The 10,588-nt window shown below is 71.8% G+C and carries 11 protein-coding genes and 1 tRNA gene; 7 read left to right on the top strand and 5 right to left on the bottom strand.

Features of this window, described 5'->3' with window-relative positions; translation table 11 throughout:
* Positions 1-90 precede the first annotated feature (90 nt).
* A tRNA-Ile gene (locus tag MXD62_RS25840) sits at positions 91-167 on the bottom strand.
* A gap of 272 nt (positions 168-439) precedes the next feature.
* Complete coding sequence (locus MXD62_RS25845; RefSeq protein ID WP_248832020.1) at positions 440-1,243, bottom strand: alpha/beta fold hydrolase; 804 nt, start codon at positions 1,241-1,243, stop codon at positions 440-442.
* A gap of 316 nt (positions 1,244-1,559) precedes the next feature.
* Between MXD62_RS25845 and MXD62_RS25850 the strand changes: the two genes are divergently transcribed.
* From MXD62_RS25850 to MXD62_RS25865, 4 genes are all read left to right on the top strand, one after another.
* Complete coding sequence (locus tag MXD62_RS25850) at positions 1,560-2,210, top strand: CrcB family protein (RefSeq protein WP_248832021.1); 651 nt, start codon at positions 1,560-1,562, stop codon at positions 2,208-2,210.
* Positions 2,207-2,578: a fluoride efflux transporter CrcB gene (crcB, locus tag MXD62_RS25855; RefSeq protein WP_248832022.1), complete on the top strand. Its 372-nt coding sequence runs from the start codon at positions 2,207-2,209 to the stop codon at positions 2,576-2,578. Before MXD62_RS25850 ends, crcB begins: the two co-directional genes overlap by 4 nt.
* Before the next feature lie 262 nt (positions 2,579-2,840).
* On the top strand, positions 2,841-3,620 hold the full coding sequence (locus MXD62_RS25860) for a carboxymuconolactone decarboxylase family protein (RefSeq protein ID WP_248832028.1): 780 nt from the start codon (positions 2,841-2,843) through the stop codon (positions 3,618-3,620).
* Positions 3,617-4,069, top strand: a complete 453-nt coding sequence (locus MXD62_RS25865; RefSeq protein ID WP_248832023.1) for a pyridoxamine 5'-phosphate oxidase family protein — start codon at positions 3,617-3,619, stop codon at positions 4,067-4,069. The genes MXD62_RS25860 and MXD62_RS25865 overlap by 4 nt, the downstream gene beginning before the upstream one ends.
* Positions 4,070-4,141: 72 nt before the next feature.
* On the opposite strand, the gene MXD62_RS25870 is transcribed toward MXD62_RS25865, so the two are convergent.
* The 3 genes from MXD62_RS25870 to MXD62_RS25880 form a co-directional block, all read right to left on the bottom strand.
* Positions 4,142-4,564, bottom strand: coding sequence for a TOBE domain-containing protein (locus MXD62_RS25870; protein WP_248832024.1), 423 nt, complete (start codon positions 4,562-4,564; stop codon positions 4,142-4,144).
* Between the two features lie 92 nt (positions 4,565-4,656).
* Complete coding sequence (locus tag MXD62_RS25875) at positions 4,657-5,313, bottom strand: response regulator transcription factor (protein WP_020459051.1); 657 nt, start codon at positions 5,311-5,313, stop codon at positions 4,657-4,659.
* The gene (locus tag MXD62_RS25880; protein WP_248832029.1) at positions 5,310-7,505 is read right to left on the bottom strand and encodes a GAF domain-containing sensor histidine kinase; all 2,196 of its coding nucleotides are present in this window, start codon (positions 7,503-7,505) and stop codon (positions 5,310-5,312) included. The genes MXD62_RS25875 and MXD62_RS25880 overlap by 4 nt, the downstream gene beginning before the upstream one ends.
* Positions 7,506-7,734: 229 nt before the next feature.
* On the opposite strand from MXD62_RS25880, the gene MXD62_RS25885 reads away from it, so the two are divergent.
* From MXD62_RS25885 to MXD62_RS25895, 3 genes are all read left to right on the top strand, one after another.
* Positions 7,735-8,553: a hypothetical protein gene (locus MXD62_RS25885; RefSeq protein ID WP_248832025.1), complete on the top strand. Its 819-nt coding sequence runs from the start codon at positions 7,735-7,737 to the stop codon at positions 8,551-8,553.
* 164 nt (positions 8,554-8,717) lie between these two features.
* A complete protein-coding gene (locus tag MXD62_RS25890) occupies positions 8,718-8,879 on the top strand; it encodes a cytochrome P450 (RefSeq protein ID WP_248832026.1) in 162 nt (53 codons plus the stop codon).
* Positions 8,880-9,239: 360 nt separating this feature from the next.
* Positions 9,240-10,466: a cytochrome P450 gene (locus MXD62_RS25895; RefSeq protein ID WP_248832027.1), complete on the top strand. Its 1,227-nt coding sequence runs from the start codon at positions 9,240-9,242 to the stop codon at positions 10,464-10,466.
* Positions 10,467-10,588 lie beyond the last annotated feature (122 nt).

The following is a 10,588-nucleotide window of genomic DNA, read 5'->3' on the forward strand; positions in this document are numbered from 1 at the left end:
CCGGGCCCGACCACCCGGCGCGGTCAGCCACGCCCGCCGCCGACCCAGCCCACACCGGAAATCCTCACCTCAGAGGCTATTTACTCTCCGTGGTGGGGCGGGTGGGGTTCGAACCCACGACCGACGGATTATGAGTCCGCTGCTCTAACCGGCTGAGCTACCGCCCCGGAGCTGCGCGCCACCCGACCTCGGCTGGGGCGCACCACGGGCAAGCATATCCGGGTGATCGGGCTGCGGCAGCGCGAGCGCATCCGGCGATCTCAGGCAGAGCACACCCGACAGTCCTCACCGCGGCCGACCCGTTGTTCCCATCGGTGAGCCGTCGCCGGCAGCCACCCGAGGACGTCGTGGGGGCACCCGCGCCCGGCTCGTCGCCGAATGGGTGCAGTGGCCGGGCGGGGCCGCCTCAAGCGGTGCGCGCCACCACCAGCCCGGATGGTCAAGGGTTCGGGCCGGCCAGAAAGGAGATGACGTCGGGGAACGCTCGGACGTCCTGGGCGAAGAAGGTGTGGCCGCCCTCGTAGGTGCGCAGCGTGGCGGTGGGGATCCGGCTGGCGATCGCCTCGCTGTTCGTGACGGGAGCGATTCCGTCGTAGCGGCCGCAGCCGACCAGGGTCGGGCAGGTGATCGCGCCGAGCCGGTCGTACACGTCGTGGTGTCGGCGGGCCTCGAGCTGCGCGGTCTCCCCGCGTCGCTGCTCGTCGGTGCGCGGTGTTGAGGCACGCCCGGCCATGCCGTCCGCCGTCATCCTGTCGGCGGGGTGCAACGCCAGCCATTCGGGGGTGAAACGCGAGTCGAGCAGCCGCGGTGCCAGCGCCGCCCGTTCGGCGGGGGCGAGCCTGCCGAGCTCGTCAAGGGGGTACGACGATCCGCCGTCGCCACCGGCCGAGGTGCACAGCAGCGCCAGCCGCTCGATCCGCTCCGGCCAGGTTACGGCCAGTTCCTGGGCGACCATTCCGCCGAAGCTGATGCCGACGACCCGGCATCGCTCCCAGCCGACCTGGTCGAGCAGGCTGGCGGCGTCCGCCGCGTAGTCGGCCATCGAGTAGGGGCCGGGTGGTACCGCGGTCCTGCCCAGGCCGCGCTGGTCGTGGGCGAGCAGGTCGAAGTGTTCGGCGAACGGGGCGAGCAGCCGTCCCGTCGTCGCCAGTGTGGTTCCGGAGCCGTTCAGGTAGAGCAGTGCCAGGCCGGCGCCGCGCCGTTCGTAGTAGATCTCGATTCCGTTGGCTGTCACCGTGGGCATCGGCCCCTCCCCCGCTTCGCCGCCCTCGGTGTCTCCGGCGGATTTACCTCCAACGTGATCCGGTCAGACCGGTCCGGTCAATGCGATCCGAGCTGCGCGAATCTCCGAGCAGGGAACGGGCGAGAGAGCTGAGCGTCGGCCACCTGCGCGCCACGCGGTGATCCCGCGTTGCCGTCGGCGGCGGCCGGTATCGTGAGGCCCTGGGCGAGTCAGCCCTGCCGGCGGTGGGGCCCGCCGTCCTCGCGCCTGGGGAGAACCGCGACGGCGTCGCCAACGGTCCCTGCCAGTAGCTGTTTCCGCTGGTAGGAGGCCCGCCATGTCCGAACCTGCTGCCGAGTCCGTCCAGCCTGATGTCGATGCTTCCCGGCCTGTCGTCCAGCCTGGTGAGACGTCCGAAACCGCCTTTCGGCCCGTCGACCCCGATGTCGATCTTTCCGATCCCGAGGAGCGGGCGGAGCTGCGGCCGAGTCCCTGGCCGGTTCTCGCGACCATCGCGGCCGGTGGTGTGCTCGGCGCGCTCGCCCGGCATGGCCTGGTTGTGGCCTTCCCGCACGAGGCGGCCGATTTCGACCGGGCCACGTTCGCGATCAACACGTCCGGCTGCCTGCTCATCGGCGTGCTCATGGAGCTGGTCGGGAGCGTCTGGGCCGGGCGCCGGCTGGTCCGGCCGTTTCTCGGTGTGGGCGTGCTCGGCGGCTACACCACGTTCTCCGCCTACGTCGTGGACGTCGAGCGTGCCGTCGAAGCGGACGCACCCGGCACCGCCCTTCTGTTCCTCTTCGTGTCCCTCGCCGCCGCGCTCATCGCGGTCGCCGTCGGTTCAGGTCTCGCCGCGCGGCTGCTGCGCTCCCGTGACCGCTCCCGTGACCGCTCCGGTGACGGCTCCCGTGGCGGCTCCCGTGACCGCTCAGCTGATCGCCTCCGCGGCGCCGCTCACGGGGCTGGCGAAGTGCGGGGTGGACGGTGACGGTGCTGCTGGTCGCGCTCGGCGCGGCGGTCGGGGCACCGCTGCGCTACCTCACCGACCGGGCGGTCCAGAGCCGTCACAGCTCGGTTTTCCCGTGGGGCACCCTGGCCGTCAACACCGCCGGGTCCCTGCTGCTCGGGTTCCTGGTCGGCCTGCCGGCGTCGTCCGAGGTGCTGTCCGTCGCCGGTACGGGGCTGTGTGGCGCGCTGACGACCTACTCGACGTTCAGCTACGAGACGCTGCGACTGGCCAGGGACTGGACCCATCGCCACGCCGTCGCCAACGTCGTCGTGAGCCTGACCGTGGGTCTCGCGGCCGCCTTCGCCGGGGTCGCGCTCGGGCAGGCGGTCGGCGGGTCCGCGGGCTGACCCGGGCCCGGCAGCGACTCTGGACCCGGGAAAGTCGCCTGCCTTAGATTGCGGTCGACCGATTGAACGCAGTCCGGAGAAGCAGTCCGGAGGAGCGGAGCCGTCCATGACAACGGAAGGCACCGCGCAGGCGGGGCAAACGGGGCGAACGGGGCACGCGGGGCACGCGGGGCACGCGGGCGATGAGCGGGACCCCGCGCGGGCAGACGACGAGCTGGATGCGGGACGCACCGGCGTGGCCGAGCGCGTGTTCCGGGAGGTCATGGCCACCGAGGCGCCACCGGCGCTGACTCCGTTCGAGGCGGCGGCGCGGGACTTCGTCTTCGGTGAGGTGTGGCGGCGTCCCGGGCTGAGCCGGCGGGACCGGCGGTGGGTGACGCTGACCTGCGTCGCGGCGGCCGACGCGCCCGGTCCCATCGACGCGCACGTCTATGCCGCGCTGAGCAGCGGTGACATCGAGATCGCGGAGATGCTCGAGTTCGTCCTGCACTTCGCGGTCTACTGCGGCTGGCCGAAGGCGTCCCACCTCGAAGGGGTCGTCGGCCGGCAGTGGGCGCGGGTCCAACGGGAGCGGGGGGTGGAGCCGACGGGATGGCCCCCGCTGGACGTCCCCTCGTTCGAGACCGGCGACTGGAACGCGCGGCTGGAAGGGGGCGTGGCCGAGTTCGCCGACGTGAATCTGATGCCGGCGCCACCCGCGGACACGCCGTATCGCCAGGCCGGGATCCTGGGTTTCGTGTTCGGCAACGTCTGGCGGCGGCCCGGTCTCACCCGCCGGGAACGCCGGATCATCACCGTCGCCTGTGTGGGGATCGACGACTCCCCGATGCCGCTGCGGACGCACGTCGACGTGGCGTTGCGCTCCGGCGACCTCACCAGCGCGGAGATGGATGAGATCGTGCTGCAGTTCGCCGTCTACTACGGTTTCGCCAAGGGCGAGGCCCTCGGCGACGCCGCTGCCGCCGCTGTCACCGCCGCCACCGCTGTCACCGGCGGCGAGGCGGGCACCGCGGGAAGTCCGCACCTGGAGGGAAAGCGATGAGAGATCAGCGTCGAGGCCGCAAGATCGCCATGAGCCCGGCCGAGGTCGATGCGTTCCTCACCGAGGAGCGAACCTGCCGGGTGGCGACGACCAGCGCGGATGGGCCGCATCTGACGCCCCTGTGGTTCGTCTGGGACGGGCAGGCGCTGTGGCTCAACTCGGTCGTCAAGAGCCAGCGCTGGACCGATCTCGAGCGTGACCCGCGGGTGGCGATCGTCGTGGACACCGGTCACGAGTTCACCGAGCTGCGCGGGGTGGAGATCCGCGGCCGGGCCGAGAGCGTCGGCGAGGCGCCCCGGGTTGGCACCCCCGACCCCGACCTGGCCACGCCGGAGCTGCTCTACGCACGCAAGTACGCCGGCCGCGACGAGATGCACTACGACGGCCGGCACGCCTGGCTGCGGGTGACCCCGGAGAAGATCACAAGCTGGGACTTCCGGAAGATGTGACCGGCGGCTGGACGTCGGCGTCGGCGTCGGCGTCGGCGTCGGCGTCGGCGCACGGTTGTCGCGGCGCGGGCGTCAGAGCGCGGAGAAGGCCACCTCGGTTGACTTGATCAGTGCGGTCACGGGCAGGCCCGGGGCGAGCTTGAGCTCGTCGGCGGCGGCGCGGGTGATCGCGGCGGTCAGCTCGATGTCCGTGCCGAGGTCGATGCGGACGAGCGCCATCGCGCCGCCGGTGTCGATGCCGACCAGCGTCCCGCCCAGCCGGTTCCGGATGGTCAGGCCCGACGTCTCTCCCGTGGCGAGCGAGACGTCCGTCGACTTGACCAGCACCTCGACCGCCGAGCCGATGCCGATGCCGACGTCCTTGATGGCGTCCATGGTGACGGCCGATGTCAGGGTGTCGCCGTTCGCGAGGGCGATGCGGACAGTGCCCATGACAGCACCATCCGTGATATCGGCGACGGTGCCAGCCAGCCGATTACGGATGCTCAAGGTCATGGCTGGACATTAACGGCGTCCTGTTGCGGGCTGGTTGCGCCAGGCCGTGCGCACCCTCCTCACCTGCCCGTTCGGGCCGTCGGGAGGGTAGGTCACGGTTCACCCAGGCCGGCGCGGCGGGCTCGCAGGATTGCCGCCGTGCGGTCCGGGGCGTGCAGTTTGGCGAGGATGTTGGAGACGTTGTTGGCGACGGTCTTCGGGGTGAGCTGGAGATGGCGCGCGATGCGGCTGTTCGGCCAGCCGTTCGCCAGCAGGCTGAGTACCTCGCGTTCCCGTTCGGTGAGCTCGGGGAACGGGGCGTTCTCCGCGGGTGGGCTGGTGAAGGTGCGCAGTACGCGGTGCGCGACGTCCGGTCCGAACACGGCGTCGCCGCGGGCAACGGCCCCGATGGTGCGTACGACGTCCTTCTGCTGGGCGCCTTTGAGCAGGTAGCCGCGGGCGCCGGCGCGTAGGGCGGCGAAGACGAACTCGTCCTCGCCGTACATCGTGAGCATCACGACCGCGATCGTCGGCTGTGCGGTGGTGATCCGGCGGGTTGCCTCGACCCCGCCGATCCCGGGCATCTCGATGTCCATGAGCACGACGTCGGGGTGCTCCGTGCCGGCGAGGTCGACGGCCTGCTCGCCGGAGGTCGCCTCCCCGACGACGGTGAGGCCGTCGACGGAGTCGATCAGCGCGGACAGGCCGTCCAGCACGAGGCGGTGGTCGTCGGCGAGGAGCACCCGAATGGTGGCGGGGGGTTCGGTCACTGCTGGCTCCTCGTGAGCATTCCGGTGACGTCGGTGTGCGCGGATGAAGAAGATCCGTGATCCCTTTCTGGAGCGACCACGGCGGCGGACCGGGGTATCGCGCTTCCGGCGAGGGAGAGGGGGAGTTCTACCAGGACCCGGCCGCCGGTAGCGGTGGGTCCGGCGATCCAGCTGCCACCGAGCGCGGTCGCCCGTTCCCGCATCGAGGTCAGGCCGACCCCGGGTGCCCATGTCGCGCCGCTCCCGCTCCCGCTCGCGGTGCCGCCTGTCGCGGTGTCGCCCGTCGCGGTGTCGCCCGTCGCGCTGTCGCCGGCTGTTCCGTTGTCGCGGATCTCGACACGCAGGTGATCGACGCAGGTGATCGACACTTCGCAGGACGACGCCCGGGCGTGCCGGGTGACGTTCGTGATGGCTTCCGTGATGATCCGGTAGGCGGCGATCTCCACCGCCGCCGGCAGCGGCGGCAGGGATTCGGGCGCCGACACCACGACCGGGACCGCGGCGTGCCGGAGCTGCTCGCGCAGCGCGGGCAGCAGCCCGAGTTCGTCGAGGACGGGCGGCCTCAGGGCGTAGACCAGGCGGCGCAGGTCGGCGAGGGCCGAGGTGAGGTCCCGCCGGACCGAGTCGAGCAGGTTCCTGGCCCGCGCCACGTCCCGGTCGACGAGGTTGCCGGCGGCGTCCACCTTGGTCGCGGCGGCGGTCAGGGTCGGTCCGAGACCGTCGTGCAGGTCGTGGCGCAGCCGGCGGCGCTCCTCCTCCGCCGCGCTGACGATGCGCTCGCGCGAGCGCATCAGCGCCTCGGTGAGCCGCACGTTGCTGGCGGCCACCGCGACCTGGCGCGCGATGTCGGTGAGCAGGCGGTTCTCCCGCGGAGCCAGCGTGTTCTGCCCGGCCCGCAGACTGACGACGAGAGCGCCGATGTCCTGCCCCTGATGCACCAGCGGGAAGCGGACCGACGCGCCCGGCCGCGCGGCCTCGCCGTGGGTGATGGAACGGGCGGAACCGTCGTCGCCGTGCATCTCCACCGCGGCCGACGGCAGCCGCAGCGCCCCGACCAGGGCTTCGAGCAGGCCCGGCAGCAGTGTCTGGACGCTGCCCGCCGCTTCCAGGCGCGCCGCCACCCCGGTCACCACGGTGTACGGCTCGTCGCGTTCGCCGTAGAGGAAGCGGTTCACCATGCGTTGCACCCGGTCGCGTGCCGGGGCGAGGCTGAACGCCGCGCCGACCGCGGCGAGCACCGTGGACGTCCCGCCCACCTGCTGGCCGAACGCGGCGAGGACCGCGACGCCGGCCGCGTACACGACGGCCACGAACGCGGTGAGCAGCGTGTAGACGAGCGTGCGGTTGAGGACCGCCTCGATGCCGTAGACGCGGTTCGCGAGCACCACGGCGACGACGACGACGAGTTCGACCACGGTGCCGACACTGCCGATCAGCTCTCCGGCGGGAAGCGCGACGACGACGGGGGTGAGCACGATCGCGACCGCGTTGATCACGGCCAGCCAGCGCAGCACCTGGCGCAGCTCACCGTCCGCCCGCATCCAGCGGACCACCATCACGGCCGACCCGAGCAGCAGGCCCGAGGAGAACAGCGCGACCGGCAGCCAGCCGGGGATGGCGTCCACCCCGATCGGATTGGTGAGCCCGGCATAGGCCGGCGGAGACTCGGCGGATCTGAAGGACCACAGCGGTCCGCTCAGCCAGCCCACGGCGCACAGCCCGACGCTGACCGCCGCGACCCGCCCGACCCAGCCGCGGGGGAACCGCCCCTGCGGGAACGTCGCCCAGATGATCGCCAGCACGAGGGGCCCCAGCGCCTCGCACGTGGAGCCGGCGAGAAGCGCCGGCGCGGCCCCCGGCAGCTCCCGGTCGCCGAACACGGTGAACACCGCCCAGCCCGTGCCGGCGGCCGCCGCACCGTGGCCGATCGCGGCGGCCAGCGCGAGCCAGCCGAACGGGACCTCCGGCCGGCGCGTGGCCAGCAGCCAACCGGCCGCCACGAACGGAATCGCGAGGAGGACCTGGGTCCAGCCCGCCGCGCTGGCGGAGCCCCCCGACGGCGTGAGGAACCCGTGCCGGTTGGCGACGGCCAGCACCGCGCCGGCGACGGCCAGCACGAGCGCGGCCAGGGCCAGGATGTGCGCGGCCCGTCGACGCCCTGGCCGTGCCGGCGGCGGGTCCTGCGCGAACACGTCCAAGCCAGCTCCCTCGCCTAAACCCGTGGGGCGCGAAGGATCGCATGATCGCACCCCGTGGGGACCCAGTGTGCGGGACCGCTGATCCCGTCCGCCTCGGGAATTTCTCCCGGCCGTTCCGGGAACGCGCACCCGTGCCGGCGGGACGGTTCCACCCGAATGATCAGGCTGCCGCCGCGACCGGTCAGCAGGACCGGTCCGGCCCGGATCCGATCGGGAGACAACGATGAAGACCCACAGCATCGCCGGCCAGGCCCGCCGTCGATGGATGATCACCGCCGGTGCCCTCGGCCTCGGCGCGGTCGTCGCGCTCGCCGGCTGCTCCGACTCCTCCGGCACGGCGGGCGCGACAGAGACACGCGGAGCCACGACGACTCCCGACGCCTCGACCACCGACGCCACGCAGGCGGCCTGCGCCGCCCAGTTGGCGAGCAACTGGATCGGCATGCCGGGGATCGACCCGGACGCGCCGCCGCCGAGCGCCACCGAGGTCCAGACCTGGGCGGCGTCCATCGAACCGCACCTCGGGCCGCTGCGAGCGGGCGTACCCGGCGACGTGGCGAGCCAGGTCGCCGTCCTCGCCGAGACCGTGCGGGGCGCCGCGGAGGGAAAGCCGCCCGCCGACCCCGACGGCTCCGTGAACACCGCGCTCACCGCCGTCAACGCATGGGCTCATGACACCTGCGGCTACACCACGCTCGACGTGACCAACAGCGACGGCAGCGGCCTCGCCGGTGTCCCGGCCTCGCTTCCCGCCGGCCCGGTCGCGCTGAAGTTCACCAACACCGGCGACCCGGCGAAGGCCGGATTCATCCTGCTGCTCGGCAGGGTCCGCGACGGCGAGACGGCCACCGCGGCCGACGTGCAGTCCGGGAAGACGAACATCGAGGCTGTCGCCGACATCGTCGCCGTGGCCCAACCGACCGGTTCCGATCCCGCCTACGGCCTCGCCACGCTCGCCGCCGGACGCTACATCGTCACCACGCCCCTCGGGGCGCCCCCGCAGTTCAGCGGCGTCATCGCCGCCGGGTTCGAGGTCAGCTGACGCCACACGGCACCCTCAGCCACAACGAAGCTGGCAGGTTCCGCGCGTCAGCGGGGGGCGCGCGGAACCCCTGCGACGACGCCCAGGCTGGCGGCGGCCTCACCGCTCCCTCGACCAGCGCCCACCCGACCTGCCGCCTGTAGTCGCCCCGGCCTCTCGCCCGGATGGAGCTCGAGATCGTCCTGGTGACGCTGTTGCGCCACGCGCCGGGCCTCACCGTGCTGGATCCGGCGCCGAGTTATCGCGAAACCCTGACCATCCGCGGTTTGCGAAGCCTGCGAGTCCGGTTGGAGGCTGCAGGCACCCGGCCGGATGTCGGCCGCTGATCCCTGTCTGGAGTCTGTCTCCTCAAGCGGACACCGCACCATGCGATCGTCTGTACCCGGTGCGACCACGATGCGGGAATCCTGAGATCGGCCCCGCCCCGTGGGCTCCGGTCGCTGTCCGCGCATATAAGGCGCGCGGCGGAGTACGACGGCGGCCTGGTACGGAGCCTGTTCGACGGAAACCGATTGAATGATTGAAAGTCGCCCCACCAAGAGGCGGCGGCTGATTTTTGCGTGCGCACACGTGTCGGACAGGATTTCGTATGTCGTGCTGTGAGAACGTCCGGTCGCCGCGGGGTGGGCAGGTGCCTGCGGCGACGTCGCGCGGGGAGGAGACGGTCAGTGACTACGGTGGGCGACATGGACACATCCGAGGGAGACACCGCTGCGATCATCGCCGCGGTGACGGCGACGCGGCTTGCGGACCCCTACCCTCGGTATCGGGAGATCCGTGAAGTCGGCGCCTTCATCTCCGGTGAGATCGCCGACCGCGCGGTCACTCTTGTGACCCGCCTCGCCGAGGCCTCCGCCGTCCTCGCGCATCCCGCGGTTGGGCACGGGTACACCGACGGCATCAACTATCGCACGGGAATGAAGGACGGCCTCGGTTCACTGCTACGGGCGGACCCGCCCGATCACACCCGGCTGCGGCGCCTTGTGGGCAGGGCGTTCACCCCGGCGGTCATCGAGGCCCTGGCTCCGGAGGTCACCTCCCTCGCGAACGTGCTGCTCGACGAGGCGATCGAGCGGGGCGAGGTCGATGCGGTCGCGGCGTTCGCGCGTCCGCTGCCGTTGCGGTTGATAAGCCGGCTGCTGGGCGTGCCGGCCGCGGACGAGGAGGCGTTCGGGGGGTGGGCGGACGCGCTGACCCGCGGACTGGACCCGTACTATCTGCTGACCGATGAGGAGAAAGCGGCCTGTAACCGGGCGGCCGTGGAATTCGACGCCTACTTTCTCGACCTGATCGCCCGTCGCCGCAAGGAACCGCGCGACGACCTTCTCAGCCGGCTCGTCGCCATCCATGACCGCGGTGACATGCTCGCCGAACGGGAACTGCTCGAACTGTGCACCCTGTTGCTGGTGGCCGGCTACGAGACGACAGCGAATCTCATCAGCGGCGGGATTCTCGCGCTCACGCGGAACCCCGGGCAGCTCGCGGCGCTGCGTGCGGATCCAGCCCTCGTCGGACCCGCGGTCGAGGAGATGCTTCGGTTCGACCCGCCGGTGCAGTTCATCGCCCGCACCGTCCTCACGGACGCCGAGATCGGCGGACGTCCGTTCGCGCGCGGTGACGGTGCGATCATGATGATCGGGGCTGCCAACCGGGATCCGGAGGTGTTCGACGAGCCCGACCGGTTCCTCGTGGCTCGCTACACCAGGTCCGACCGGACGCGGCGCCATCTCGGGCTCGGTGCCGGAATCCACTACTGTCTCGGCGCGCCCCTCGTCCGCCTTGAAGCGGAGATCGCCTTTCGCGCGCTGTTCAGCCGCACCAGCTCGTTCGCGCTGGCCGAGGACACTGTCGCCTACCGGGAGCAGGTCGTCGTCCGTGGGCTGAAGAGGCTCCCGTTGCACCTCTCGGCATGAACAGGGCGCTCCGTGCGGGGCGAACCCTGCCGGTCACGGCACTAGCTAGTGCCGTAGCCGCGAAGGTTTGCCCGTTGTGTGGACGCGCCGGGTCGGGTCCCGCTGGGATCTGGCCATCCGGC

Origin of the sequence: Frankia sp. Mgl5 (assembly GCF_023242985.1) — a bacterium.
GTDB classification, from domain to species: Bacteria; Actinomycetota; Actinomycetes; order Frankiales; family Frankiaceae; genus Parafrankia; species Parafrankia soli.

Bases quoted from the DNA above. Each gene is read 5' to 3' on its own strand.
- MXD62_RS25845 (WP_248832020.1), bottom strand. From the start codon at position 1,243: ATGCCCACGGTGACAGCCAACGGAATCGAGATCTACTACGAACGGCGC.
- MXD62_RS25850 (WP_248832021.1), top strand. From the start codon at position 1,560: ATGTCCGAACCTGCTGCCGAGTCCGTCCAGCCTGATGTCGATGCTTCC.
- MXD62_RS25860 (WP_248832028.1), top strand. From the start codon at position 2,841: ATGGCCACCGAGGCGCCACCGGCGCTGACTCCGTTCGAGGCGGCGGCG.
- MXD62_RS25865 (WP_248832023.1), top strand. From the start codon at position 3,617: ATGAGAGATCAGCGTCGAGGCCGCAAGATCGCCATGAGCCCGGCCGAG.
- MXD62_RS25870 (WP_248832024.1), bottom strand. From the start codon at position 4,564: ATGACCTTGAGCATCCGTAATCGGCTGGCTGGCACCGTCGCCGATATC.
- MXD62_RS25885 (WP_248832025.1), top strand. From the start codon at position 7,735: ATGAAGACCCACAGCATCGCCGGCCAGGCCCGCCGTCGATGGATGATC.
- MXD62_RS25890 (WP_248832026.1), top strand. From the start codon at position 8,718: ATGGAGCTCGAGATCGTCCTGGTGACGCTGTTGCGCCACGCGCCGGGC.
- MXD62_RS25895 (WP_248832027.1), top strand. From the start codon at position 9,240: ATGGACACATCCGAGGGAGACACCGCTGCGATCATCGCCGCGGTGACG.